Source organism: Cupriavidus pauculus, assembly GCF_002858765.1.
Lineage (GTDB): Bacteria > Pseudomonadota > Gammaproteobacteria > Burkholderiales > Burkholderiaceae > Cupriavidus > Cupriavidus pauculus_B.
This window is the reverse complement of the sequence record NZ_PJRP01000001.1, coordinates 63,059-88,815: the sequence shown is the minus strand read 5'-3', so window position 1 is coordinate 88,815 and position 25,757 is coordinate 63,059. Positions and strand designations below refer to the sequence as shown.

Here is a 25,757-nt window from a genome sequence, read left to right as displayed (position 1 = left end):
TCCCGACCCTGCCCGCAACCCAGGAACGGAACGGTGCTGCCAACGCCGATCCGCAAATATGCCGACACCGGCACCATATGGCACCCTATGGGACCCAAGGAGAACTGATGAGCTCGACATTCCGCAAGACGGCCATGACCGTTGCCATGGCCGTTGCAGGCCTGACCGCCGCCTCGGCCGCTTTCGCCCAGGCACAGGAAATCAAGCTGGGCTACGCCGGCCCGCTGACCGGCGGCCAGGCACAGTACGGCAAGGACATGCAGAACGGCATCGTCCTGGCCATCGACGACATGAACGCCACGAAGCCGAAGATCGGTGGCAAGGAAGTCAAGTTCGTCCTGATCTCCGAAGACGACCAGGCCGACCCGAAGACCGGTTCGGTGGTGGCTCAGAAGCTGGTGGACGCCGGCATCCAGGGTATGCTCGGCCACTTCAACTCGGGTACCAGCATCCCGGCGTCGATGGTCTACAACCGCGCCGGCATTCCGCAGATCGCCATGGCCACGGCGCCTGAGTACACCAAGCAGGGCTTCAAGACCACGTTCCGCATGATGACGTCCGACACCCAGCAGGGTTCGGTGATCGGCGCCTTCGTGGTGAAGAAGCTGGGCGCGAAGAACATCGCCATCGTCGACGACCGCACCGCCTACGGCCAGGGCCTGGCCGACGAGTTCGAGAAGGCTGCCAAGGCCGCCGGCGGCAAGATCGTGCGCCGCGAGTTCACGAACGACAAGGCTGTGGACTTCAAGGCCGTGCTGACCAACATCAAGCGCAGCAACCCGGACGTGATCTTCTACGGCGGCGCCGAGACCCAATCGGCCCCGATGGCCAAGCAGGTCAAGGAACTGGGCCTGAAGGCACCGATCGTGTCGGGCGAAATGTCCAAGACCGACAACTTCCTGAAGCTGGCCGGCACGGCTGCCGAAGGCACCGTGGTGTCGCTGGCGGGCCTGCCGCTGGAACAGATGCCGGGCGGCTCCGCCTACGAGAAGAAGTACGAGAAGCGCTTCGGCTCGAAGGTCCAGACGTACTCGCCGTACGCCTATGACGGCGCCACCGCAATGATGACCGCCATGATCAAGGCCGGCTCGGCCGACCCGGCGCGCTACCTGCCGGTGCTGGCCGCCACGAACATGCAGGGCGTGACCACCAAGACCCTGGCCTACGACGCGCGCGGCGACCTGAAGGACGGCGGCATCACCGTCTACAAGGTCGAAGGCGGCAAGTGGACCGTGCTGGAGACGGTGGGCGGCAAGTAAGCGCCTGGTCGATTCAGCCGATCCGAAGCAGGCCGGGCGACTTTCCCGTCAGGTCTGGTGCAGAACTGGCGCCATCGCGGAGTGCTCCGCGACGGCGCTTTTTATTTGTGTGCAATAGTAAGCAGGACCTTTTTCCCCCCTGTTCTCTCCCAAGCGTGTCACGCCAATGGCGCATAATTCCGCCTTTGCCGAATTCTGATGAAGGAGCGGGCCGTGCAGGATGTCCGTTACGAGCACGCGATCGCGCTGGCCAATGCCGGGCGCCATGACGAGGCGCTGCAGATTGCCGACCAATTGTGGGCGGCGCACCCCGAAGTAGTCGATTACGCCGCGTTGCGGGCGCAGATTCAGTCTGACCGCGGCGACGTGGCCGCCGCGCTGGCTGCGCTGGACGAAGCCATGGCGCGTCTGCCCGAACTGCCGCTGGCGCCGATGCACCGCTGGGCGTCACGCGGGGCGCTGGTCCATATGTATGGCACATTGCTGATGCGCGACGGCCGCGATACCGAGGCGCAGCCGTGGCTGCACGAGGCGGCGCGCCGCAACGGGCTGGCCACCGGCGAATGGGCCGCGCACTTCTACGCGGGCTTTGTCGCGTTCCGGCTGAACGACTTTGCGTTGGCCGGGCGCTACTGGCACGACTTGCTGTACCGTGCCCCCGATCTGGGCGCCAGCGACATCCTGCCGCTGGTGCAGGATTACGTGGCACGCAGCGATGCCGCCGAATTGCTCGGCGAGGCGCTGCTGCGCATCTGCCTGGGGCGCATCGCGCTCGATTCCCCGGAACTACTTGACCTGACGCCCGCACAGGGCGATGCGCTGGCCGCCGCTCAAGCCGAACGCGTGCTGGCCGAACAGCCCGATCACGCCGAGGCACGTCGCCTGCGTGCGCCGCTGCGACTGGGTTCCGAACCCGCCGCTGCGCTCGACGATCTGGAGACGTATCTGCGCCAGCGGGCCGATCCGCTCGCGCAGGTGCGCGCACTGACGTGGCGCCATCAGGCCAACGTGGCCGCCGGGGCGAACGCCCCGGCACAACCGGCGTGGACCGGTTTCGCCGTGACGGCGGACGCCGACGATGGCGCGCTGTACTTCCATGCGGCGACTGCACTGGGCAGTTTCCTGGACGAAGTGCCTGCCTCGCAGGCAGCGCTCAAGCCGATGCTGGAGGCCACGTGCCGCAAGGGCCTGTCGTGCTTCGAGGCGTATTTCGAGACCGGCGAGGGCGATGCCCAAGGCCACGGCGGCAATGCCGACCCCCATATTTACTCGCTGCTGTGCCGCCTGCTGGGACGCACACTGCCGGCCGATGCCACGCATCTGGACGAGAAGGTAGCGCTGCACCGCAAGGGCATGGCGGCCAGCGATTTCATCGATCACTGGATCGACCTGCTCGACGCGTACGCGTCCGCCGGCCAGCATCAGCAGGTGGTGGATATGGCCGGCGAGGTGCTGAACCGCTATCCGGTGGAGCGCAATCCGGCGGACGTGAGCTGGGCCTTCAGCCGTCTGGTGGCGGCCTGGGCGGCGATCGGCGGGCGCGAGGCCACCGAATCGGCCAGCGCGGCGTTGGCGCATATGGATGCCCGGCTCGATGCGCTGCCCGTGGAGGCCCGTACCGAGGGCGCCCACGCCATGGCTCATGCGCGCGCCCACTACGGCACCTTGCTGCAGACCGGCATGGCGTCGATGGACGAGCACGACAAGGCGGATGCCGTCGCGGAACTGGAGGCCCTACAAAGGCGCTCGCTGCTGATCGAGGACGCGTGGGTATCGGGTCGTTTCGGCCAGATCTGGCGCGACCTGGGTGACCATGAACGGGCCATGCCGTTGCTGGAGCAAGCGGTGGAACTGGGCGACGGCGATGCGCGGCAGCAGGCACCCGCACGCGTGCAGCGCGCCAAGCTGCTGGTGGACCTGGAACGCCATCCGGAGGCGCTCACCGACTTCCAGATCGCCTTTGCCGCACGTGACGACTGGGATGCACAGACCTGGCTGGCCGCAGTGCAGGCTGCCCTTGGCATGGGCCAGCGCGAAACGGCACTCGGATGGTTCGAGCGCGCGCGCGGTCTCGATGCCGAAAAGGGCGGCACGCGTGGCTTGTTCGCCAAGGTGGAAACAGCCTTGAAGGCCACACGGCCCAAGTGGAAAGTCTGGGGCGTTTGATCGCGCGGTCAGGAGAATGTGACCCACCGCACCAGGGACGAATCTGATTTTGCAAGCCCTACAAAAGCGCTATCGGAGACGATGGCGCTTTTTCATTGGAGAACGGAGAAGTTGTCGGCGTGATCGGGAAAGTGTCGGACAGGCACTTACATTTTCTGACGTGTCCTTCCGTTACCATGTCGCGCATGAACGGATTGAGCCAACTTTTTCCCTCGCTGCCGCTGGCGCCGGGCGGACTGTTCTGGGTGGGTCTTGCGCTGGTAGGCGCGGGCCTGGCTGGTGAAGTCTGCCGTCGCTGGCTGGGCTGTCCGCGTATCGTCGGCTACGCGGTGGTAGGGCTGTTTGCCGGCATGCTCGGGCGCAGCATTGTCGACGACAACATGATCGCGCAGACCCGGGTGCTGATCGACATGGCGCTGGCGCTGGCACTGTTCGAGCTTGGTCACCGGTTGTCGCTGTCGTGGCTGCGCGCCAATCCGTGGCTCCTGATCACGAGTGCCGCCGAAAGCCTGCTGACCTGGGGCCTGGTGTCCACGGTGCTGCAGTGGATGGGTGCCTCGCCGGGTGTGGCCATCCTGGCCGGCGGTATCGCGGTCAGCACTTCGCCCACCATCGTGCTGCAGCTCAAGAACGAACTGCGAGCTGACGGGCAGGTCACCGAACGCCTGATGGCGATGTCGGCGCTCAATTCGATCTACGCCGCGGCCATCGTGCAGGTGGCCACCGGCTGGCTCCATTCCGAATACGGCAACCTGGGTGCGGCGCTGCTGCATCCGCTGTACCTGCTGGTGGGCTCGTGCCTGCTGGCTTGGCTGGTGGGCAAGTTCGGGCATGCAATCTACGCGCGCATGTCGGCCGACGACCACTACAGCTTTCTGGTGCTGGTGGGGCTGGTGCTGTTCACGCTGGCGCTGACGCGGGTGCTGAAGCTGTCGATGCCGCTGACGCTGATGCTGGCCGGCGTGGTGTTCAAGCACCAGGACCGCCAGCCGCATGTGTGGCCCACGCACTTCGGCAGCGCGGGTAGCCTGCTGATCATCGTGATGGTGGTGTCCCTGGGCCTGCCGCTGACCGCCAAGGACTGGGTGGTGGGCGGGTCGCTGGCCGTGGCGCTGGTGTTCTTCCGTCACGTTGCCAAGCTGGCCGGCGTGGTATCGCTGGGTTCGTTTTCGGGGCTGAGCCTGCGACAGTGCATGGCGCTCGGGCTCGCGCTGGCGCCGATGTCCGGGCTGGCTTATCTTTTGATGAGCGACGTTGCCCGCCTGTACCCAGGCACCGGGGCGCCGCTCGCATCGATCATCCTGTGCGCGCTCGCGATCGAGCAGCTACTGGCGCCGATTATTGCGGCGTGGGCGCTGCGCTACGCCGGCGAGTCGCGCGACCATGGAGGAGGGCGCTGATGTCGCTCGAACCGTTCAAGCATTCCGAGGCGCTGACCTTCGGCGTCGAGCTGGAACTGCAGCTCGTCAACCGGCACGACTATGACCTGGCGCCGTTCGCGCCCGACCTGCTTCGCGCGCTGAAAGGCGCGCAACACGCCGGCGACATCAAGCCGGAAATCAGCCCGTCGATGATCGAGATCAGCACCGGCATCTGCCGCGACTACGCGCAGGCGCTGGAGGAACTGACGGTGATGCGCGATCTGATGATCAATGCGTCGCGCGGGCTGAACCTTGGCATCTGCGGCGGCGGCACGCATCCGTTCCAGGTCTGGTCGGAGCGCACGATCTCGAACTCGCCGCGCTACCAGTACATTTCCGAACTGTATGGCTACCTGGCCAAGCAGTTCACGGTGTTTGGCCAGCACGTCCACATCGGCTGCCCAAGTGCGGACGAGTCGCTGTTCCTGCTCCACGCGATTGGTCGCTACGTGCCGCACTTTATCGCGCTGGCCGCTTCGTCGCCTTACGTGCAGGGCGTGGATACGGGCTTTGCCTCGGCGCGCCTGAATTCGGTGGCGGCGTTCCCGATGAGCGGCCGTGCCCCGCATGTGCTGACATGGGACGGCTTCAAGGCGTACTTCGACAAGATGCGCGCCACCGGCGTGATCGAGAGCATGAAGGACTTCTATTGGGATATCCGTCCCAAGCCGGAGTTCGGCACGATCGAGGTGCGCGTGATGGACACGCCGCTGACCGTGCAGCGCGCCTGCGACATCGCCGCCTATATCCAGGCGCTGGCGCGATACCTGCTGCTGTCGCGGCCGTTCATGCCGCAGGAAGACGACTACCTGGTGTACACGTTCAACCGCTTCCAGGCCTGTCGTTTCGGGCTGGAAGGGGAATACGTGCATCCGAACGAACTCACCCGGATGCCGGTCGCGGACCACATCCTGTCGATCTGCGACGCGCTGGAGCCACACGCCGAGGCGCTGGGTTCGCTCCAGGCGCTGGCCAATATCCGCGCCCAGGCGGCAGCGCGCGACAACGACGCACGTCTGGTACGAACGGTGAACGACGAGGCCCACAGCCTGCGCGACACGGTGCGCCGTACCTGCGAGCTTTGGGAAGCCTGAGGCAGCGCCTGGGCTGACGCACGGGTTGGGGCCGGGCCGGATCGATATTGGTCCGGCGCGCCGGAGAGCCCGAAATCGTCTCGCGTCAGATGCCGTGTGGCACGCTCTCCCCGTCGCGGCCATTGGCCAGACCCAGCTGCTGGTTGGCGGGGACGGCGATGTCTATCAGCTTGGGCCGCGGCAGGTTCAGGTTGCGCATCATCACGATGAACTCGTCACGCGTGCGGCCGGCAATCCGGCTGTTGGTGGCGCGCTCATGGCCGATCGTTGATTCGGTTCGACCCTTATAGTCATGCGCGGGATAGACGTGCGTGTCGTCGGGCAGGCGGAAAAGCTTCTGCGTCAGGCTGTCGAACAGCGTGCCGGCATCGCCCGACTGGAAGTCGGTACGACCGCAGCCGTCAATCAGCAGCGCGTCGCCGGTGAAGATGCGCCGCGTCACGCCCTCGGGCGACGACTCCTCCCACAGGTAGCTCATGCTGCCGGCGGTATGGCCGGGCGTGTGGATCGCCCGCAGCACCTGGCTGCCGAACGGAATCGTATCCCCGTCGATCAGTTGTTTCCGTGCGGGCTTGATGTCGCAGCCTGACGGCGCCGCCGTGCTGGCGCCCGTCAGCTGGGCGAGATGGCCGGCTGAAGTGATGTGATCGGCGTGCGCATGGGTTTCCACCACCCAGGCCAGCTTGGCGCCGGACTGCTCTAGCAGCGCAAGATCGCGCGTGGACTGTCGATCGACGGGGTCGATCAGCACGGCCTCGCGCGTGTCAGCGTCGATCAGCAGGTAGGTGAAGGTGGACGAAACTTCGTCGAACAGCTGGTGAAAGGTCTGCATGGCGGTATTTTTCTGGCAAACCGAAAGTGCTTCCATCATACGTCGCCGGCCAGCGCCGGCAACTGGAATCCACACAAATCAGCACTCCACGATATTCACGGCCAGTCCGCCACGGGCGGTTTCCTTGTACTTGGTCTTCATGTCGGCACCGGTTTCGCGCATCGTCTTGATGACCGAGTCCAGCGACACATAGTGCGTGCCGTCGCCGCGCAAGGCCATGCGCGCCGCGTTGACGGCCTTGACCGATGCCATGGCGTTGCGCTCGATGCACGGAATCTGCACCAGGCCGCCCACCGGATCGCAGGTCAGGCCCAGGTTGTGCTCCATGCCGATCTCGGCCGCGTTTTCCACCTGTTCCGGCGTGCCGCCCAGCACGGCGGCCAGCGCGCCGGCTGCCATCGAGCAAGCCACGCCAACTTCGCCCTGGCAGCCCACCTCGGCGCCCGAGATCGACGCATTGAGCTTGTAGAGCAAGCCGATGGCCCCGGCCGTCAGCAGGAAGTCGACCACGCCCTGGGGATTGGCGCCCGGGACGAAGCGGTCGTAGTAGTGCAGCACGGCCGGAATGATGCCGGCCGCGCCATTGGTGGGCGCCGTGACCACGCGGCCACCGGCGGCGTTCTCCTCGTTGACGGCGATGGCGTAGAGGTTGACCCAGTCCATGACTGACAGTGGATCGGAAAGCGCGCGCTCGGCGTGCAGTGTCAGGTGTCGATAGAGTTCCGGTGCCCGCCGCTTGACCTTGAACGGGCCGGGCAGTTCGCCGTCGGTGCGGCAGCCGCGCGCCACGCACTGCTGCATCACGTCCCAGATATGCAGCAGACCGCTGGTGACATCGTTCTCCGGGCGCCATGTGAGTTCGTTCTCGAGCATGAGCCGGGCAATCGACTTGCCGCTGGCCTGGGCCATTTCGAGCATCGCGCGACCCGTGCGGAACGGATGCGGCAACTGCTCGTCGGCGGCCAGCAACTGCGTATTGGGCGCGCCGGCGGTAACGACGAAGCCGCCACCCACCGACAGGTAGCGGGCTTCGCGCAGCGACACGCCATCGGCATCGAAGGCGTGGAACTTCATGCCATTTGGATGTTCGGCCATGGCCTCGCGCCGATAGAATGCGATGTGCTCGCGCTCCGCGAACGGCACGACGTGCTGGCCCAGCAGGGACAGCTGCTTGCTGGCGCGCAGCGCTGCCAGTTTGCTGTCGATCGCGTCGGGCTCGACCGTGTCGGGCGATTCGCCCATCAGCCCCAGGATCACACCCTTGTCGGTGCCGTGTCCCTTGCCCGTGGCGCCGAGCGATCCGTAAAGCTCCACGCGCACGCTGCCCACCCGGGGCAGCAGGCCGTCGCGTTCGAGGCCATGCGCGAACATCAGGGCTGCCCGCATCGGACCCACGGTGTGGGAGCTCGACGGGCCGATGCCCACCTTGAACAGATCGAAGACGCTGACTGCCACGGCTGAACTCCAGATTGGTTGCCGGCGCGGTCCGTCGGACCGTTGGCCGTAAGGCCCGCTAGGTTGGCTTGTCCTGGTCGGACCGCCCCGGATGACGCCATAGTGCGCCGGGTACGGCGCGATCGGAAGTGTCCGGTGGGGGCTCCTTCATCTTCACGCTGATGGAGCCGTCGGTTTCCAGAATCGCGAAATGCACGTCTTCCACACGGGCGCAGCCATTGCGGCGCAAAACCTTGTGCAATTCGTGCGTGCTGATGCGTTCGCGGCGCATGACTTCCTCAAAGACCTCGCCCTGGTGGATCACGATCTGCGGGCGGCCGTCGACCAGCATTTCCAGTGGCCGGCTGCGCCAAGTGACATACCCGAGCACCGAATCGGCCCCAAACAACGTGGCCGCTAGGATTAGCCCGGCCAGCACTGAGTTGTCGCCCGCGTTCATCGCGTTCTGCACCGCGTTCGAGATGATCAGCAGCAGTACCAGGTCGAACGGCGTGAGTTGCCCGATCTGCCGCCGGCCCGAAACACGCATCAGCACCAGTATTGCGCCATAGACGATCAGTCCGCGCAGGACGAATTCCCACCAGGGCGCGCTGAGATTCCACATGAATGAGGCCTCCGCTCAAGGAAGGCGCCGGCCGCCGGCGCCCGTTTTCCTGAGCATAGTCCGTCGGCGGCATCCGCGTGTATCGGACGCCGCCTGACGGGCCAGACGCTCACTCGTCGGCGTACTCGCTCATCGGCACGCACGAGCAGAACAGGTTGCGATCACCGTACACGTTGTCGGCACGGCCAACCGGCGGCCAGTACTTCTGCGTGCGAAGCGATGCCAGGGGGTAGGCCGCTTCCTCGCGCGTGTACTTGCGCGTCCACTCGTTGCCGACCACCACGGCTGCCGTGTGCGGCGCGTGCTTGAGCGGGTTGTCCTCGCGGTCGAAGCTGCCGTCCTCCACGCGTGCAATCTCGCCACGGATGGCGATCATGGCGTCGATGAAGCGGTCCAGCTCGTGCAGCGATTCGCTCTCGGTCGGCTCGATCATCAGCGTGCCCGGCACCGGGAAGCTCATGGTCGGGGCGTGGAAGCCGTAGTCCATCAGGCGCTTGGCCACGTCTTCGTTCGAGATGCCCGTGGATTTCTGCAGCGGGCGCACGTCCAGGATGCACTCGTGCGCCACCAGACCGTGCTGGCCCGTGTACAACACCGGGAAGTGCGGCGACAGGCGGCGCGCCACGTAGTTGGCGGTCAGGATCGCGTTCTCGGTGGCAGCGGTCAGGCCGGCCGAGCCCATCATCGCGATATACATCCACGAAATCGGCAGGATGCTGGCCGAGCCGAACGGCGCGGCGGAGATGCCGCCGATACCGTTGTCGTCGCGGCGATAACCAACGCTGTCCTGGTTCGGTAGGAAGTCGGCCAGGTGCGCGCCCACGGCCACCGGACCCACGCCGGGGCCGCCACCGCCGTGCGGAATGCAGAATGTCTTGTGCAGGTTCAGGTGCGACACGTCGCCGCCGAACTGGCCCGGCGCGGCCACGCCGACCATCGCGTTCATGTTGGCGCCGTCGACATAGACCTGGCCGCCGTGCTTGTGAACGATGTCGCAGATCTGCTGCACGCCCTGCTCGAACACACCATGCGTGGACGGGTACGTGATCATGATCGCGGCCAGGTTCTTGCTGTGCTGCTCGGCCTTCTTCGCCAGATCGTCGAGGTCGACGTTGCCGTTGTCATCGCAGGCCACCACCACGACCTTCATGCCCGCCATCTGTGCCGACGCCGGGTTGGTGCCGTGTGCCGACGACGGGATCAGGCAGATGTCGCGATGGCTCTCGCCACGGCTGGCGTGGTACGCGTGGATGATCAGCAGGCCGGCGTATTCGCCCTGCGAGCCGGCGTTCGGCTGCAGGCTCACGGCGGCGTAGCCGGTGGCGGCGCAAAGCATCACCTCCAGTTGGTCGATCATCTCGCGGTAGCCAACCGTCTGGTCCAGCGGCGCAAACGGGTGGATGTTGCTGAACTCGGGCCACGTCACCGGAATCATTTCGCTGGTGGCGTTCAGCTTCATCGTGCAGGAGCCCAGCGGAATCATCGTGCGGTCCAGCGCCAGGTCCTTGTCGGCCAGCGAACGCAGGTAGCGCAGCATCTCGTGTTCGGCGTGATGCGTGTTGAACACCGGATGCGTCAGGTACGCGCTTTGGCGCGCCACCTTGCCCGGGAAACCGTCGCCCACCGATGCCTCGATCTTGTCGAAGTCGGGCACTGGCTTGCCGTGCGCGAAGATTTCCCACAGGGTGACCACGTCGTCGCGCGACGCGGTTTCGTCCAGCGAGATGCCGATGCGCGACGCGCCAGCATGGCGCAGGTTGATGCCGCGCTGCGTGGCCGTGGCGTGGAACGCCTCCGTGTTGAAGCCGGTTTCCAGCGTCAGCGTGTCGAAGAACGTCTCGTTGACCGGGGCCAGGCCCAGGGTCTTCAGGCCGGCGGCCAACGTGGCGGTCAGGCGATGCACGCGCTGCGCGATGCGCTTCAGGCCTTGCGGGCCATGGTAGACCGCGTACATCGACGCCATCACGGCCAGCAGCACCTGTGCAGTGCAGATGTTCGAGGTGGCCTTCTCGCGGCGGATATGCTGCTCGCGCGTCTGCAGTGCCAGGCGATAAGCCTTGTTGCCCTGCGCGTCGATCGTGACGCCCACCAGGCGGCCCGGCATCGATCGCTTGAATTCATCTTTGACGGCCATGTAGCCCGCGTGCGGACCGCCGAAACCGAGCGGCACACCAAAGCGCTGCGAGTTGCCCACGGCCACGTCGGCACCCCATTCGCCCGGGGCGGCGATCAGCGTCAGCGCCAGCAGGTCGGCGGCGGCCACTACGCGGCCACCGGCTGCATGCACGGCCTCGGCAATGGCACGGTAGTCGGCCACATCGCCGTTCACGCCCGGATACTGCAGCAGCACGCCAAAGGCATGCGATTGCGCGGCGTCGGCGGCGGGGCCGACCTTCACCTCGATGCCCAGCGGCAGCGCGCGCGTGCGCACCACTTCCAGCGTCTGCGGCAGCACGTCGTCGGCCACGTAGAACGTGTTCGACGCATGCTTGTGCACGCGCTGCAGCAGGGTCATGGCCTCGGCGGCGGCCGTGCCTTCGTCCAGCATCGACGCATTGGCGATGTCCAGGCCCGTCAGGTCCGTGATCATCTGCTGGAAGTTCAGCATGGCCTCCAGGCGGCCCTGCGAGATTTCCGGCTGGTACGGCGTGTAGGCGGTGTACCAGGCCGGGTTCTCGAAGATGTTGCGCAGCACCACGCCCGGCGTGAGCGTGTTGTAGTAGCCCTGTCCGATGAAGCTCTTCAGCACGCGGTTCTTGCTGGCCAGGCCGCGCAGGCGGGCCAGTGCGGCTTCCTCGGTCAGCGGTGCGGTGAACTCGCCCAGCGACATGCCGTCGCGGCGGCGGATGGCGGCGGGCACCACGGCGTCGATCAGCGCGGCGCGGCTGTCAAAGCCCAGCACCTTGAGCATGTGTTGCTGTTCGGCGTTGTCGGGGCCGATGTGGCGGGCGGCGAAGGCGTCGCGCGCCTCCAGTTCGGCCAGCGTGGGCCGGGTACCTTGGGCGGCGGCATTCATGGGAAGCGGGGCGTTCATGGCAAGGAATCTCGGGGAGCGGGCGGCGGCAGGTGGTCAGCCTGGCCGCCGCGCGCGGCATCAAACAGTCAGCGCGATCAGGCGCCGACGCTGGCCTTGTAGGCGTCGACGTTCATCAGGCCGTTCACGTCGTCGGCGTTGGCCGGCTTCAGCTTGAACAGCCAGGCGTCGAAGGCGTTGGTGTTGACCGACTCCGGCGATGCCGAGGCGGCGTCGTTGACGGCGATCACTTCGCCGGCCACCGGGGCGTAGATGTCGGAAGCCGCCTTCACGGATTCCACCACGGCCAGGGCGTCGCCGGCGCCAACCGACTTGCCCACTTCGGGCAGTTCCAGGAAGACGATGTCGCCCAGGGCGTCCTGTGCGTGGTCGGTAATGCCGATCGTCAGCGTGCCGTCGGCTTCGACGCGCACCCACTCGTGCGACTCGGTGTACTTCAGGTCAGCGGGGAAGTTCATGAGGTTCTCCGGGATACAGTTTGATTCTTGTTTCATTCACCCTGTCCGCAGTAGGTTGGGCTCGAGCGGACGGGTGGAAGGGCGACCGTTGATGTGAAGCCGGGCGATGCCTCAGCTCACGAGTGCCTTGCCATTACGCACAAACGGCAGTTTAACCACAGTCGCGGTCAGTTTGCGGTCACGAATCTCGACCTGGACGTCGGTGCCGGGCGCCACGTCCTTCGGCAGGCGAGCAAAGGCGATCGACAGTTGCAGGCTCGGGCTGAACGTACCGCTGGTAATTTCGCCGGTGCCGGCAGCCGTGATGACCTTCTGGTGCGCGCGCAGCACGCCGCCCTTGTCGCGCAGGATCAGGCCCGCGAAGGTCTGCTTCTGGCCGCCGGCCACCAGGGCCTGCTTGCCGGTGAAGTCGCGTTCGCTCTGCAGGTCGACCGTCCAGGCCAGGCCGGCGTCCAGCGGCGACGTGTTGATATCCATGTCCTGGCCATACAGGTTCATGCCGGCTTCCAGGCGCAGCGTGTCGCGCGCACCCAGCCCGGCCGGGCGCACGCCCGCGGCGACCAGCTTTTCCCAGATGCCGGCGACGTTCTCGGCCGACACCACCAGCTCGAAGCCGTCTTCGCCGGTGTAGCCAGTGCGGGCGATCATCAACTCGCCCATTTGCGGGTCTTGCACGACCAGCGCGTTGAACGGCTTCAGCGCATCGGCGGGTTGGGTGGAGGGGAAAGCCTGGTAGACCTTGGCGCGGGCGTTGGGGCCCTGCACGGCCACGATGGCCAGCTTGCCGGCGCCGGCCGGTGCGACATCGCCTCGGCGCGGTGTGATCGTCACGCCGCTGCCGGTGGCCGCATTGCGCGACTGGATCCATTCGATGTCGCCAACAGCCGTGCTGGCGTTCACCACCAGGCGGAAATGGTCTTCGGCAAAGAAGTAGACGATCAGGTCGTCGATGACGCCGCCTTTGTCGTCGAGCATGCAGGAATACAGCGCCTTGCCCGGCGTCTGCAACTTGTCGACGTTGTTGGCCAGCAGGCCGCGCAGGAAGGCGCGCGTGCCGGCGCCGTGCAGGTCGACCACGCACATGTGCGACACGTCGAACATGCCGGCATCGCCACGCACGGCGTTGTGTTCCTCGATCTGCGAACCGTAGTTGACCGGCATGTCCCAGCCGCCGAAATCGACCATACGGGCGCCGAGGGCGCGGTGGATAGCGTTGAGGGGCGTGGCCTGGAGCGTCATGGATATCCTCGGGGGCGGTTCGGAAACGAAAAAAGGGTCATCCGCCGCAGCGATCGGCGCACCAAAAGTGCAACCAATCCGCTGCGGCGGATGACCCCTCTGTCCTCGATACCTGAGAGATTACGAAGCCGAAGCTTCGTGCGCCCCTTCGGTGGACATGCTCACCCTGCGCACGGGCAGTGGCGGATGTCGCTCTCCAGAGTGCGGCATGCATCGTGTGCATGTTGCATGCCGATCCGGTCGGTCCATGGTGCCTGAGAGTTTTTGGGTAGTTCCCCTTCGGCGGCGCATTCGATGCGCGCTCTCCCGGCCGGATGCGCGAGAATGTACGGGACCGGTCAGCCTTTGTCAAACGAGAAGCCTGACGCCGGCCACCGGCCCCGCTCCGGGACCGGAACCCCTGGAACCGCCGGCCAGGCTTAGCGGCGGTCCTTCGTCACGACGTTACCGACCACGCCGCCCACGGCCGCGCCGCCCAGCGTACCCAGTGCGCTACCGTCGGTCAGGACGGCACCGCCGAGCGCACCTGCGCCGGCGCCGATGGCGGTATTGCGCTGCTTCGGGGTCATGTCCGCGCAGCCGGCAAAGCCCACCAGCGTCACGCCGATCAGGGCCACTTTGGTAAGGGTGCGAAGCGTCTTCATGATTGGCTCCTTTGTTGTCATCGAGATCATCGTTTCCGATTTGTTGATGTCCCGACCGGTCGCGCCACGCGCAAGCCGGGTGCGGTCCTGCCCGTTAAGAGGCAAGCTCCATGCCCCGGGATCCGCCGCTTTACGATTGTTACCAGCCTGAAACGCCTCTTGTCGGACGCCGCCCGACAACCCGATGCGGGTATGAAGCGCGTGTTAACATCGACGCCTTCGGCGCGCCGCCCCCCAGGTGCGCCTTGAGACATCCCGCCTGCAACGTTCCCCAGCCTCATGACTCACGGACTCAATGCCGCGCAATCCGAAGCGGTCCGCTACCTGGACGGCCCCTGCCTTGTGCTGGCGGGCGCCGGCTCGGGCAAGACGCGCGTGATCACGCAGAAAATCGCCCACCTGATCGAGGACAAGAGGTTCGAGCCGCGTCACATTGCCGCCGTCACGTTCACGAACAAGGCGGCGAAAGAGATGCAGGAGCGCATCGGCAAGCTGATGGAAGGCAAGACCACGCGCGAAGGGAAGCGCATTCCACTCAAGCAGCTGACGGTTTGTACGTTTCACTCGCTGGGCGTGCAAATCTTGCGCATGGAAGCCGAGCATGTCGGCTTGAAGCCGCAATTCTCGATCATGGATTCGGACGACTGTTTCGGCCTGGTCCAGGAGCAGCTGGGCACCACCGACAAGAAGCTGATCCGCAGCGTGCAGGGCACGATTTCGCTGTGGAAGAACGGCATGGTCGATCCCGAGACGGCACTCGCGCAGGCCGCCAATGCCGACGAACACCAGGCCGCGATGGTCTATCGCAACTACGTGGCCACGCTGAACGCATACCAGGCCGTGGACTTCGACGACCTGATCCGCCTGCCCGCCGAACTGTTCGCGCGCGACGAGGCCGTGCGCCTGAAGTGGCAGAACCGCCTGCGCTATTTCCTCGTCGACGAATACCAGGACACCAACGCGTGCCAGTACCAGCTGCTGAAGCTGCTGGCGGGCGGCTCGCACCTGCGTGCGCCGGCGTTCACGGCGGTGGGCGACGACGACCAGGCCATCTACGGCTGGCGCGGCGCCACGCTGGACAACCTGCGCCTGCTGCAGACCGATTTCCCGGACCTCAAGGTCGTCAAGCTCGAGCAGAACTACCGCTCGACCGTACGCATCCTGGAAGCGGCCAACGCGGTCATTGCCAACAACCCGAAGCTGTTCGACAAGACGCTGTGGTCGGAGCACGGCATGGGCGATCCGATCGCCGTGCATCCGATGAACGACGAGGAGCACGAGGCGGAGTCGGTGGTGTTTCGCCTGTCCGCGCACAAGTTTGAGCGCCGTGCCCAGTTTCGCGACTACGCCATTCTGTATCGCGGCAACCATCAGGCGCGGCTGTTCGAGCAGATCCTGCGGCGGGAGCGCATTCCGTACGTGCTGTCAGGCGGCCAGAGCTTCTTCGACAAGGCCGAGATCAAGGATATCTGCGCCTACCTGCGCCTGATCGCCAATCCGGACGATGACCCCGCGTTCATCCGCGCCATCACCACGCCGCGCCGTGGCGTGGGCAATACCACGCTCGAAGCGCTGGGCACCTTTGCCGGCCAGGCCAAGGTGTCGCTGTTCGAGGCGGCGATGATGGGTGGTATCGAGGCGAAGCTGCAGCCGCGCCAGCTGGAGCCGCTGCGCACGTTCTGCGAATCGATGGTGCGCCTGGCAGACCGCGCGGCCAACGATCCGGCCACCGTGGTGCTGGACGACCTGATGGAAGGCATCCACTACGAGGCCTACCTGTACGACACCTTCGACGAACGCCAGGCGCAGTCGCGCTGGACCAACACGCTCGAATTCCTGGACTGGCTCAAGCGCAAGGGCACGCGCCCGGAGACCGACGGCGAGGGCGAGGCCACGGGCTTCGATACGGCCGACGGCTTTGGCAACGAAGGCAAGAACCTGCTCGAACTGACCCAGACGGTGGCCCTGATGAGCATGCTCGAAGGCCGCGAGGAAGATCCGGACGCCGTGCGGCTGTCGACACTGCACGCGTCGAAAGGCCTGGAATATCCGCACGTGTTCCTGGTGGGCGTGGAGGAGGGCATCCTGCCCCACACACGCGAGGACGAAGACCTGGTCGACGAGAAGATCGAGGAAGAGCGCCGCCTGATGTATGTGGGCATCACGCGGGCGCAGCGCAGCTTGCAGATCAGCTGGTGCAAGAAGCGCAAGCGGGCGCGCGAAACCTATTCGGTCGAGCCGTCGCGCTTCATCGCCGAAATGAAGCTCGAGGAAGCGCCGGCACCGCAGGACGCCACCCCGGCGATGAGTCCGAAGGACCGGCTTGCCGGCCTGAAGGCGCTGCTCAACAAACCGGCCGCGGGCTGACTTGATACAAGGTCGACAAGACTGCCGGGTATGGGCTCACTACGATTGGCGGCGCGTGGAAACGTCTCTCGGACGTTGCTGCGACACACCGCGCCCGCCCTTCGGTTGCGGTGTGGCTGGGCGCATGCGAGCCCGGCTTCTTCCCTGTTGAACGCTCCCGGATGCGGCAGCACCGGGGGCGTATTTTTCTTCCAGGCGTCTCCGCCGCGCCAACCCCGCCCAGCGCTCTGAAACACGGCATCAGGTGCCCTTTGCTACACGTATCAAAATTGATACAAAGCGGGCATCGCCTGTAACCTCCCGGCTGGTACATTGGCCGATCGGATGTCCCGCCTATTTCTCACTTTTTCTCCATGGAACTGTCGCCCAACCTGCCCATTCGTCTGCTGATCGTCGATGACGATCCCCAGATCCGTTCCATGCTGGCCGAATACTTGGCCACGTTCGGCATGGAGGCCGAGGGGGCGGAAGGCGGTACGGCGATGCGCGCGGCGATGGGCCGGCAGGAATACGACCTAGTGATCCTGGACCTGTCGCTGCCCGGCGAAAACGGCCTGACGCTGTGCCGCGAGATCCGCGAGCAGAGCAACCTGCCCGTGATCATGCTGACCGCGCGTGCCGAACTGGCCGACCGCGTGGTCGGGCTGGAAGTGGGTGCCGACGACTACGTGACCAAGCCGTTCGAGATGCGGGAGCTTGTGGCGCGCATCCACACCGTGTTGCGACGCAGCCGTGGCGAAGTCCGCCGCGCGTCGCCGGCCGCGGCGGGGCACGAAATGCGCTTCGGCTGCTGGCGCCTGAATGCCACGCTGCGCCAACTGGTCGATGCGGAAGAAACCGTGGTGCCGCTGTCCAATGCGGAATTCCGGCTGCTGCTGACGTTCATCGAGAATCCGAACCGCGTGCTTGACCGCGAGATGCTGATCAACAATGCGCGCGGCCGCGACCTGGACGTCTTTGACCGCAGCATCGATCTGCTGGTCTCGCGGCTGCGCCAGAAACTGCGCGACGATCCGCGCGACTCGTCGCTGATTCGCACCGTGCGCGGCGAGGGGTACGTGTTCACCGGCAACGTGGAGCACTGACGGCATGGCTGCTGCGATTCCGCCGTCCGCCGGCGGTGCTTCGGCGATGCGGCCCGAACCGCGCGCCGCCGAACCGGCCCGACGCCGCCGGTTCAATTCGATGTTCATGCGGTTGTTCTTTGTGATGACCGCGATCATGCTGGCCGTGCACGTGCTGGGTGTGACGGTGATCGAAAGCGTGTTTCCGCGCCCTGGCTCGGAACGTTACATGGAGCGCATGCGCCGCGCCGCTTCCGATGCCGAGGCGGCGGCCCAGTTGCTACCCAACGGGCCGCCGCCGCACCCGCTCGAAGGCGTCTTCGTGCCCGACCATCCGCCTGGGCCGCCGCCGGGCATGCGCGGCAATGAACCATTCGATTTCGATGGCCCGCCGCTGCGCCCCGAGGCATTTGGCGAACGCCGGCCGTTCGATCGCCCGCCCGGGCCGCCGAAGGGCTTTCATATCCGTGGCATCTGGCCGCCACATCTGGGCCTGATCTTCCAGCTTGCGGCCATCCTCATCGCGTCATGGGTGGGCGCACGCCTGCTGGCGAGGCCGGTGCAGCAACTAGCCAGCGGTGCGAACCGCCTGGCGCAAGACGTGCACGCGCCGCCGCTGGACGAGGACACGGGACCCGCCGAAGCGCGCGATGCCACGCACGCGCTGAACCTGATGCAGCAGCGCATCCGTACCCAGCTGGCGCAACAATCGCGCTTCCTGGCAGCGGTGTCGCATGACCTGCGCACGCCACTGACGCGCATGAGCCTGCGTATCGAACGCATCGAGGACAACGACGTGCGCTATCGCCTGCGCCAGGATCTGGCCGAGATGAACGGCCTGATCGACGCCACGCTCTATTACCTGCGCGAGCGCGACGACGGCACCGGCCCGCGCCAACGCGTGGACGTGCTGGCGCTGCTGCAGGCGGTGGTCGACGACGCCCAGGAAATCGGGCAGGACGTACGCCTGTCTGGCGAAGCGGCGCCGCTGCTGGCCTATCCGACCGAACTGCGGCGCGCCGTGGTCAACCTGGTGGAAAACGCGCACCGCTATGGCGGCGCCGCGCACATCATCCTGACCGACAGCCCCGAACGCGTATCGATCGATGTCTGCGACAACGGCCCCGGCATTCCGCCGGCCGAATTGCAGCGCGTGCTGGAGCCATTCTATCGGCTGGAGTCGTCGCGCAGCCGCGCAACGGGTGGCGTGGGCATGGGCCTGTCGATAACCGCCGATATCGTGGCGCGCCACGGCGGCGAATTGAAGCTGACCAACCGGGTGGAAGGTGGCCTGCGCGTCAGCATCACGCTGCCGCGCGCCTGACCACGATGCTCCGGCACGCCCTTAGGCGCGCTGTGGCAGGCCGCTCTTGCCGATGGCCGCCAGCTGTACGTACTGCGAACCACGCAGGCTGCGCGTGAAGTCCAGCGTGAAATCACCCACGTCGATGCGGGCCTGCAGCGCGCGCCGCAATTCGGCCGTGCCCGACGCCTTCATGCCGGCGGCCGCGCGCACCAGCCAGGCCGCGCCGATATAGCCGGCCAGCGTGGCGGGCGAGGGCGGCTCGTCTAGGTACTGCTTCATGCGGGCCACGTGTTCCTTCACCACGCGCAGCGTCGATTCCTGCGGCCCCGGCGCGATCTGGGTCACGACCATGCCGCCTGCGTAGTTGGCGCCCAGGATCTCGCGCGCCGATGACGGGCTGACCGCCGAAAGCCCCACCAGAAAGCCATACCAGTTCTGCGCCGCCAGCGCGCGGCCCAGGCTGCCATAGGCCAGCGTGTCGCCGGCGACGATCACGGCGCCGGGCCGCGCGGCGGCAATGCGCCGTGCGCTGTCGTCGAAATTGCCGGTCAGGGCCACCGCACGCGTCGAGATGTCCTTCTCCAGACGAGCCAGCCATGGCGTACCGACGCCGAGCGTGCCGGCCGCGAAGTCGGGCGACACCGCCAGCGAGATGCCGGTCAGCCCGTAGCTGCGCAACTGATGCACGGCGGCGTCAAGCTCCGCCTGGTAGTCGGCGCGCGTGAACCACACGTTGTCGGCGCTCAGGGCTAGCCCCGACAACGGCGCCACGATCTGTACGCCGCGCCGTGTCAGGTCGGCGGAGCCCGCGAGCGTGGGCAGCAGGCTGTCACTGGGCCCGAACAGTACCTCGGCACGTTCGTTGTCGATCAGCGCCACGGCCTGTGCGGCGGCGGCGCGCGGGTTCGACGCGTCCGCGTCGCGCACCATGTGGACGATGCGCAGGCCGCCGTTGCTGGCCGGCGACGCGTTGAAGGCATCAAACATCACCTTAGCGCCCGCCAGGTAATCGCGCGCCTGGTCAGCCTGCGGCCCCACGCGGTCCACCAGGTGGCCCACCACAAGCTGCCGGCGCAGCACTTGGCCGGCCGGCTGCGCCAAGGCGGGCAGTACGGCGGCGGAAGTCAGGGCGCCAAGCATCTGCAAGGCGCGGCGGCGGCCCGTGGGAGCGGGCGGACACGCGAGGGTCGACTGCGGCAAGGCAGGGCGCATGGCAGTGGAAGAGTCGGATGAACGGGATGTGCGGCGGAAAGCGAATACAGGCGGGACTTCGAGAGCCGGGCCCGAGACTATCGGCCCTTCATGACGCTTCCGTGACTTTTGCCAGACATGAGGCCCCCCGTTGGCGGGGCTGGCAGGTGTAGGGTCGCCGTGATCTTGATGCGCATCAAGGTTGTCGCACCGGGTGAGGCATAGCATCGATCGTCATTCCGCCCACAAATCGAGTCTCCGCATGTCCGCCCCCATTTCAGACGTCGCCGGCACGGCCTTCAACCGCCGCGCGCTTGCCGATTTCCGCAGCCTAGCCGGCCGTATCGACGGCAACGGCCCCCGCTATACCTCCTATCCCACCGCCGACCGGTTCCACAACGAAGTCGGCGACGGCGGCTACCAGACCGCGTTGCAGGCCTGCCGGGCCGATTCCCCGGCCCCACTATCGCTGTATCTCCATATCCCGTTCTGCGAGAACATCTGCTACTACTGCGGCTGCAACAAGATCATCACCAAGGATCACAGCCGCAGCGCGCAGTATGTGGATTACCTGTCGCGCGAAATGGCGATGGTCGCCGGCCGGCTGGGTGAACGGCGGGGCGTGATGCAGTCGCACTGGGGCGGTGGCACGCCAACCTTCCTGGATCCCGATGAGATGCGCCGGGTGATGGCGGCGCTTCACGAGCACTTCGTGCTGCTGCCCGAGGGCGAACATTCGATCGAGATCGATCCGCGTCGTGTCACCGACGCGCGCATGGACTTGCTGGCCGAACTGGGCTTCAACCGGATCAGCCTGGGTGTGCAGGATTTCGATCCCGAGGTGCAGGAAGCCGTCCACCGCGTGCAGTCGTATGAAGAAACGCGTGCCGTGGTGCTGGCGGCGCGGCGCCTGGGATTCCAGTCGGTCAGCGTGGACCTGATCTATGGCTTGCCGCACCAGACCACCGCGCGCTTTGGCAAGACGATCGAGAAGGTGCTTGAGCTGCGGCCGAACCGGCTGTCGGTCTACAGCTACGCGCACCTGCCGCACGTGTTCAAGCCGCAACGCCGTATCGACGCCGCAACACTGCCGCCGGCCGCCGAGAAGCTCGACATCCTGGTGTCGACGATCGAACGCCTGACCGCTGCCGGCTATGTCTACATCGGCATGGATCACTTTGCGCTGCCCGAGGACGACCTGGCCGTGGCCCAGCGCGAAGGCCGACTGCAGCGCAATTTCCAGGGCTATGCCACGCATGCCGGCTACGACCAGGTTGGCCTGGGGGTGTCCGCCATTGGCGCCGTGGCCGGTCACTACGTGCAGAACGCCCGCGCCACGGACGAGTACTACGCCGCGATCGATGTCGGGCGCCTGCCGGTCGTTCGCGGTTTTGAGATGTCCGCCGACGATCATATGCGCAAGGCCATCATTGGCGCGCTGATGTGCAATGGCACGCTCGACCTCGCCGAGGTGGAAAAGACCTACGGCATCGACTTCGCCGCCACCTTCGCCGCCGAACTGGCCGACCTGGACAAGCTGGCCGTGGACAACCTGGTACGCCGCACGCCGGCCCGCATCGACATTACCGAACTGGGACGCCTGCTGGTACGCCGCGTGGCCATGGTGTTCGACCGCTACCTGCGCGATGACGCCACCCGGCCGCAACCGGCGCCGAACACCGCCAACGATGCCAAGGTGATACCGCTGGTTCGCTATTCGCGCGTGGTCTAGCGCTGCAGCGACGCCCGAAACGAAAAAGCCCGCGAATCGATCGCGGGCTTTTTGCTGGGCGTCAGCCTTGTATCGGGCCCCGCTTCGGACCTTGTGTCCGGCCTGGTCCGGCGCCTATTTTGCTGCGTTGGCCATGTAGTCGGACGCTGCGATGACATCCGCGTCCGGGCCGGCGTAGCCACCCTTGGGCGGCATCACGCCTTTGCCCTTGAGCGCGTAGTTGTGAACCACGTCCATGCCTTCCTTGAGGCGCGGGGCCCAGGCAGCCTTGTCGCCGAACTTCGGCGCACCGGCCACGCCGGCCGCGTGGCATGCGGCGCAAACCTGCTCGTAGACCTTCTTGCCCGTGTCTGCGGACGCAGCGGCCGGCGCAGCGGCGGGTGCACCGGCTGCCGGGGCAGGCGCTGCTGCCGCGGCAGGTGCAGGCGCTGCCGCCGCCGGTGCTGCAGGCGTTTCGGGAGCCGAAGCCGCAGCCTGGGCGGTGGCGCCCTGGGCCGGGGCGGCTGGCTCGGGGAACTTGGCGCCGCCGGCATCGGCCATGTAGACCACGGCGCGGGCCAGTTCGTAATCGCTGAGATCGTCCGGCGACGTGCCAGCGCGGGCCGGCATCGCACCCTTGCCGTTCAGCACCGACTTCAGCAGGCCGTCAAAGCCTTGGCCGATCCGGGCCGTCCAGTCGCCGGCCGTGCCGTACTTCGGCGCACCGGCCGCACCGGTGGCGTGGCACGCGGCACAAACTTCCTTGTAGACCTGCTCGCCCGTCTTGAAGACGCGCGGCGCATTGGGGTCTTTGATTTCGAGTGACGCCACCGGCGCGATACGGCTGTTCACCGCTTCCACGCTCTGGGTGGAGCCGGCGCCCTCGCGGGTGCCGTGTCCGACAAAATTGACCAGCAGAATGATGACGATAATCGGCACCAGAAAGGCGGCGATCACAACAGCGATAAGCTGCTTAGGGGTCTTGATTGGCGACTCGTGGTGGTCGTTTTGATGGACGTCACTCATACAGAACTCTCGATTTTGCGGGAAACCTATTGCACAGCACGTGGGGGCGGCTTGCTTGTCTGGCCCTGTCTTCGGGGATGAATCTGTCGGTCTATGCGTCCGGGGCGTCTCCTGCCCCGCTACGTCTCTGGTACGACGCAAATAGCTGCCGATTATAGACCCAAGACTCGGCCCACGGGGCCAAAAGCGACGGCTCAGAGACCTGTGAAAACCCGGGTTTGACGGCCCCCGGCGCATCCCGCATGGACGGCCACGGACAACTCGGGTATCCTATGCGACTTTCCGACGCCGGCACTCGCCGTTGTCAATGCAGCTCACATCGCGCCCGTAGCTCAATGGATAGAGTACTGCCCTCCGAAGGCAGGGGTTGCTGGTTCGATCCCAGCCGGGCGCGCCAAGATTTTTCCACCTGCAGTCAGTCAAGAACGGGCCAATAGTCCGATGCCGACGTGGTCCGCCCGCCGGATATGGCAGCCAGACCGTCCTTTGTGGCATCGGTGATTCAGCCGCCTGTCCCGCTAACGGCGCGCCATTGGCGCGGCGCTTGCAATCAGTTTCCGGATGTCCGGCGCCATGTCCCTGGCAATCATCGAACTCGAGTAATACGAGAGGTGGTCGGAGTAGCTGTATAGGAAATTGCCGCCCTGCATGATATTGCACTGGTCTTTTTGCGTGTCACAGAGCAGCGGCGTCGGATCGTAGACCGAAAGGCCTGGATTACGGCGGCCGAGTTCGTCCACAAAGTGCCGGTAGGGGGCCGTCCCGGCAATATGTTCGGCGTGGCTGGCCGCACACCGAGGGTTCTGATATCGCCAGAAAACCCGGTTGAGGAGCGGGCTCGACGTCAATCCTCCCGAAACGCAGTTTCTCGGGTCGGGCAGCGTCGGATTATCGATCACGAATATCACGCGCTTGCCAGCAGCCTCTGCCTTCCGTACCGCATCGCCATAGGCCGATAGCAGCGCGTTGATCGGCGGATTCCCGCGCACAAATCCGTCTTCGTCCGCGGGAAAGGTGTGCCGCAACGCCACTGCCCAGATAATCAACTTGATCGAAGGGGAATCCAGGACGGACTGCAGGGCCGCGTGTACCGCCGCCTGCTTGCTCTCGGTGACAGAATCATCGGCGCCGGGCGCGACAAAGGAGCCAATCAGCACCCCGGGCGCGTCGGACGCCATTTCATTGGCCAGACCAAAATAGAGCGCCTGTGCCTTGCTGTCGCCCAATACCGCGAAAGCTGGTGCGCCTTGCCCGCTTGTCAGGCAGAAGGCCAGGCTTTTTGCATGTTCGGCAGGCACGCCACATTCGTTGCGATAGTGTCCGAATTCAATCCCAAGGGTCAGGGTACTCAGGTCGCCGTTCACCAGGCCATCCAGGCGTCCCGCAAAGCCATCCTTCTTCTTGATGACCACGCCCACCGCGATTATCGCGACCATGGCCAGGCACAATCCGCCAATTACCCACTCTGCGCCTGTTCCCCGGCTATTCCTGACGGGCCGCTCGATGAATCGCCAGGTTGCCCAGGCCAGTGCAATGCTGGCAGCGATGGCCCAGATTCTCGCTTCCGCGGTCGGTGTTGCGCCATGCAGGATACGCGCCAGGGCAAACAGTGGCCAATGCCACAGATAGAGGGGATAGCTGATCAGGCCAATCCAGACAACGGGCCGGGCGGCCAGGATGTGTCGATTGAACGGCGCCTTGGTGCCGCTCAAAATCAGCAGTGCCACACCGACGGTCGGCAAGAGAGCCCAGGCCCCGGGGAATGCGAACTCGGGCCGCAGGCCGGCAACGGCGGCCAGAATCAGCGCCGCGCCGATCCACGCGAGCAAACGCCGGTGTGCAGCGGCAAACGCGGGTCGGCGCAGCGTGACATGGGCCAGCAAGGCGCCAAGGGCCAGTTCCCAGAATCGAGTGAGGGGCGAATAGAAATCTGCCGTGACGTCGCGATAGACCGTCACCATGCTGAACGCGAGCGACAGCACGATCAGGGCGACCATGCCTTTGCCCAGCCAGCCGCGTTTGCGCGACAGCACCGTCAGGATCAACGGCCAGACAATATAGAACTGCTCCTCGACGCCCAATGACCACAAATGAAGCAGCGGCTTGGTGTCGGCCGCGCGATCAAAATAACCGGATTCCTTCCAGTTCTGGATATTCGCAAAAAAGCCGGCGCCCGCGATCATATGCCGGCCAAGCGATTCATATTCCTCGGGGGTGAGGATGAGCCAGCCCAGGGCGGCCGATGCAGCCAGTACGGCAATCAGGGCGGGGAAAATGCGCTTGACGCGCTTGGCGTAGAACCTGGCGGTGCTGTACCGCCCATCCTCGATATCCTTGAGAATGTGCCGGGTGATCAGGTAGCCGGATATGACAAAGAAAATATCCACACCGGCAAAACCGCCGGGAAGCAGGCCCGGAAATGCGTGGAATCCGACCACCGCCAGAATGGCCAGTGCGCGCATTCCGTCGATGTCGGGCCGATAGTCCAGCGCCCAGACATGATCCCGTTGTCCGGCGAGACTGGCCGGTTGATTCGATAATACTTGGACTGACATGCTATGAACGATTGGTACGCGGTAACGGCTGCCAATGGAAGCCGCCCGCAAGCACATGCCCCGTCATGCCAGTCATCTAACTGGATAACGGCGCATTCACACCGGTTTGAACCGGCGCGCGGACAACGGCATTACTGGTCCGGTGATGGCCGGAGGCAAATGCCCTCAGTTGCGGGGATCGAGATTCGTAGCCCTATCGGTTGCCGAAGGGCTTTTGCCGGTGGCGTGACGTGGCAGAAGAAAAAGGGGAAAAGAAAAGGCGGGGAATCGCTGCGACCGGATGACCAGATTTCATATGCTTTTATTGCAGGGTACTTCTTCGAGTACGCCT

The 25,757-nt window shown here is 65.6% G+C and carries 18 protein-coding genes, 1 tRNA gene and 2 riboswitches; of the genes, 9 read left to right on the top strand and 10 right to left on the bottom strand.

Annotated elements, in window-relative coordinates:
* Positions 1 to 107 precede the first annotated feature (107 nt).
* The 4 genes from CYJ10_RS00425 (at position 108) to CYJ10_RS00410 (ending at position 5,940) form a co-directional block, all read left to right on the top strand.
* Positions 108 to 1,259 carry a branched-chain amino acid ABC transporter substrate-binding protein gene (locus CYJ10_RS00425; protein WP_101679620.1) on the top strand — a complete coding sequence of 384 codons (1,152 nt, stop codon included), beginning with the start codon at positions 108 to 110 and terminating at the stop codon, positions 1,257 to 1,259.
* Positions 1,260 to 1,457: 198 nt separating this feature from the next.
* Positions 1,458 to 3,425, top strand: a complete 1,968-nt coding sequence (locus tag CYJ10_RS00420) for a hypothetical protein (RefSeq protein WP_180862814.1) — start codon at positions 1,458 to 1,460, stop codon at positions 3,423 to 3,425.
* Positions 3,426 to 3,610: 185 nt separating this feature from the next.
* Entirely contained in the window at positions 3,611 to 4,825 is a 1,215-nt protein-coding gene (locus CYJ10_RS00415) for a cation:proton antiporter (protein ID WP_101680360.1), read from the top strand.
* Positions 4,825 to 5,940: a YbdK family carboxylate-amine ligase gene (locus tag CYJ10_RS00410; RefSeq protein WP_101679619.1), complete on the top strand. Its 1,116-nt coding sequence runs from the start codon at positions 4,825 to 4,827 to the stop codon at positions 5,938 to 5,940. The genes CYJ10_RS00415 and CYJ10_RS00410 overlap by 1 nt, the downstream gene beginning before the upstream one ends.
* Before the next feature lie 85 nt (positions 5,941 to 6,025).
* On the opposite strand, the gene CYJ10_RS00405 is transcribed toward CYJ10_RS00410, so the two are convergent.
* The 7 genes from CYJ10_RS00405 to CYJ10_RS00375 all read right to left on the bottom strand — a co-directional run bounded on the left by CYJ10_RS00405 (position 6,026) and on the right by CYJ10_RS00375 (position 14,206).
* Positions 6,026 to 6,772, bottom strand: a complete 747-nt coding sequence (locus tag CYJ10_RS00405) for an MBL fold metallo-hydrolase (protein ID WP_101680359.1) — start codon at positions 6,770 to 6,772, stop codon at positions 6,026 to 6,028.
* Between the two features lie 78 nt (positions 6,773 to 6,850).
* Positions 6,851 to 8,227 carry an L-serine ammonia-lyase gene (locus CYJ10_RS00400; RefSeq protein ID WP_101679618.1) on the bottom strand — a complete coding sequence of 459 codons (1,377 nt, stop codon included), beginning with the start codon at positions 8,225 to 8,227 and terminating at the stop codon, positions 6,851 to 6,853.
* A 58-nt stretch (positions 8,228 to 8,285) separates the two neighbouring features.
* Entirely contained in the window at positions 8,286 to 8,831 is a 546-nt protein-coding gene (locus tag CYJ10_RS00395) for a DUF421 domain-containing protein (RefSeq protein ID WP_101679617.1), read from the bottom strand.
* 109 nt (positions 8,832 to 8,940) lie between these two features.
* On the bottom strand, positions 8,941 to 11,865 hold the full coding sequence (gene gcvP / locus CYJ10_RS00390) for an aminomethyl-transferring glycine dehydrogenase (RefSeq protein ID WP_101679616.1): 2,925 nt from the start codon (positions 11,863 to 11,865) through the stop codon (positions 8,941 to 8,943).
* Between the two features lie 77 nt (positions 11,866 to 11,942).
* A complete protein-coding gene (gcvH, locus tag CYJ10_RS00385; protein ID WP_101679615.1) occupies positions 11,943 to 12,323 on the bottom strand; it encodes a glycine cleavage system protein GcvH in 381 nt (126 codons plus the stop codon).
* Positions 12,324 to 12,434: 111 nt separating this feature from the next.
* Entirely contained in the window at positions 12,435 to 13,562 is a 1,128-nt protein-coding gene (gene gcvT / locus CYJ10_RS00380) for a glycine cleavage system aminomethyltransferase GcvT (RefSeq protein WP_101679614.1), read from the bottom strand.
* 89 nt (positions 13,563 to 13,651) lie between these two features.
* A riboswitch (glycine riboswitch) is annotated at positions 13,652 to 13,772 on the bottom strand.
* Between the two features lie 21 nt (positions 13,773 to 13,793).
* Positions 13,794 to 13,881, bottom strand: a riboswitch (glycine riboswitch).
* Between the two features lie 100 nt (positions 13,882 to 13,981).
* Positions 13,982 to 14,206, bottom strand: a complete 225-nt coding sequence (locus CYJ10_RS00375; protein ID WP_101679613.1) for a glycine zipper 2TM domain-containing protein — start codon at positions 14,204 to 14,206, stop codon at positions 13,982 to 13,984.
* A gap of 279 nt (positions 14,207 to 14,485) precedes the next feature.
* Between CYJ10_RS00375 and CYJ10_RS00370 the strand changes: the two genes are divergently transcribed.
* The 3 genes from CYJ10_RS00370 (at position 14,486) to CYJ10_RS00360 (ending at position 18,961) form a co-directional block, all read left to right on the top strand.
* Positions 14,486 to 16,573, top strand: a complete 2,088-nt coding sequence (locus tag CYJ10_RS00370) for a UvrD-helicase domain-containing protein (RefSeq protein WP_101679612.1) — start codon at positions 14,486 to 14,488, stop codon at positions 16,571 to 16,573.
* A gap of 353 nt (positions 16,574 to 16,926) precedes the next feature.
* Complete coding sequence (locus CYJ10_RS00365; protein ID WP_101679611.1) at positions 16,927 to 17,658, top strand: response regulator; 732 nt, start codon at positions 16,927 to 16,929, stop codon at positions 17,656 to 17,658.
* A 4-nt stretch (positions 17,659 to 17,662) separates the two neighbouring features.
* Positions 17,663 to 18,961 carry an ATP-binding protein gene (locus CYJ10_RS00360; RefSeq protein ID WP_101679610.1) on the top strand — a complete coding sequence of 433 codons (1,299 nt, stop codon included), beginning with the start codon at positions 17,663 to 17,665 and terminating at the stop codon, positions 18,959 to 18,961.
* Between the two features lie 21 nt (positions 18,962 to 18,982).
* Here CYJ10_RS00360 and CYJ10_RS00355 read toward each other — a convergent pair whose 3' ends face one another.
* Positions 18,983 to 20,155 carry an ABC transporter substrate-binding protein gene (locus CYJ10_RS00355; protein ID WP_101679609.1) on the bottom strand — a complete coding sequence of 391 codons (1,173 nt, stop codon included), beginning with the start codon at positions 20,153 to 20,155 and terminating at the stop codon, positions 18,983 to 18,985.
* A gap of 241 nt (positions 20,156 to 20,396) precedes the next feature.
* Here CYJ10_RS00355 and hemN point away from each other — a divergent pair, with 241 nt between their 5' ends.
* Positions 20,397 to 21,866, top strand: a complete 1,470-nt coding sequence (gene hemN, locus CYJ10_RS00350) for an oxygen-independent coproporphyrinogen III oxidase (RefSeq protein ID WP_101679608.1) — start codon at positions 20,397 to 20,399, stop codon at positions 21,864 to 21,866.
* Positions 21,867 to 21,980: 114 nt separating this feature from the next.
* Here the strand turns inward: hemN and CYJ10_RS00345 are convergent, their stop codons facing one another.
* Positions 21,981 to 22,871 (bottom strand): c-type cytochrome, encoded by an 891-nt coding sequence (locus tag CYJ10_RS00345; protein ID WP_101679607.1) that lies wholly within the window; start codon positions 22,869 to 22,871, stop codon positions 21,981 to 21,983.
* Positions 22,872 to 23,192: 321 nt separating this feature from the next.
* Between CYJ10_RS00345 and CYJ10_RS00340 the strand changes: the two genes are divergently transcribed.
* A tRNA-Arg gene (locus CYJ10_RS00340) sits at positions 23,193 to 23,268 on the top strand.
* A 121-nt stretch (positions 23,269 to 23,389) separates the two neighbouring features.
* Here CYJ10_RS00340 and CYJ10_RS00335 read toward each other — a convergent pair.
* Complete coding sequence (locus CYJ10_RS00335; RefSeq protein ID WP_180862813.1) at positions 23,390 to 25,426, bottom strand: acyltransferase family protein; 2,037 nt, start codon at positions 25,424 to 25,426, stop codon at positions 23,390 to 23,392.
* Positions 25,427 to 25,757: the final 331 nt, after the last annotated feature.

Bases quoted from the DNA above. Each gene is read 5' to 3' on its own strand.
- gcvH (WP_101679615.1), bottom strand. From the start codon at position 12,323: ATGAACTTCCCCGCTGACCTGAAGTACACCGAGTCGCACGAGTGGGTG.
- CYJ10_RS00425 (WP_101679620.1), top strand. From the start codon at position 108: ATGAGCTCGACATTCCGCAAGACGGCCATGACCGTTGCCATGGCCGTT.
- CYJ10_RS00355 (WP_101679609.1), bottom strand. From the start codon at position 20,155: ATGCGCCCTGCCTTGCCGCAGTCGACCCTCGCGTGTCCGCCCGCTCCC.
- CYJ10_RS00395 (WP_101679617.1), bottom strand. From the start codon at position 8,831: ATGTGGAATCTCAGCGCGCCCTGGTGGGAATTCGTCCTGCGCGGACTG.
- CYJ10_RS00420 (WP_180862814.1), top strand. From the start codon at position 1,458: ATGAAGGAGCGGGCCGTGCAGGATGTCCGTTACGAGCACGCGATCGCG.
- CYJ10_RS00365 (WP_101679611.1), top strand. From the start codon at position 16,927: ATGGAACTGTCGCCCAACCTGCCCATTCGTCTGCTGATCGTCGATGAC.
- CYJ10_RS00360 (WP_101679610.1), top strand. From the start codon at position 17,663: ATGGCTGCTGCGATTCCGCCGTCCGCCGGCGGTGCTTCGGCGATGCGG.
- CYJ10_RS00410 (WP_101679619.1), top strand. From the start codon at position 4,825: ATGTCGCTCGAACCGTTCAAGCATTCCGAGGCGCTGACCTTCGGCGTC.
- CYJ10_RS00375 (WP_101679613.1), bottom strand. From the start codon at position 14,206: ATGAAGACGCTTCGCACCCTTACCAAAGTGGCCCTGATCGGCGTGACG.
- CYJ10_RS00370 (WP_101679612.1), top strand. From the start codon at position 14,486: ATGACTCACGGACTCAATGCCGCGCAATCCGAAGCGGTCCGCTACCTG.
- CYJ10_RS00415 (WP_101680360.1), top strand. From the start codon at position 3,611: ATGAACGGATTGAGCCAACTTTTTCCCTCGCTGCCGCTGGCGCCGGGC.
- CYJ10_RS00335 (WP_180862813.1), bottom strand. From the start codon at position 25,426: ATGTCAGTCCAAGTATTATCGAATCAACCGGCCAGTCTCGCCGGACAA.
- hemN (WP_101679608.1), top strand. From the start codon at position 20,397: ATGTCCGCCCCCATTTCAGACGTCGCCGGCACGGCCTTCAACCGCCGC.
- CYJ10_RS00345 (WP_101679607.1), bottom strand. From the start codon at position 22,871: ATGAGTGACGTCCATCAAAACGACCACCACGAGTCGCCAATCAAGACC.
- gcvT (WP_101679614.1), bottom strand. From the start codon at position 13,562: ATGACGCTCCAGGCCACGCCCCTCAACGCTATCCACCGCGCCCTCGGC.
- CYJ10_RS00405 (WP_101680359.1), bottom strand. From the start codon at position 6,772: ATGCAGACCTTTCACCAGCTGTTCGACGAAGTTTCGTCCACCTTCACC.
- gcvP (WP_101679616.1), bottom strand. From the start codon at position 11,865: ATGAACGCCCCGCTTCCCATGAATGCCGCCGCCCAAGGTACCCGGCCC.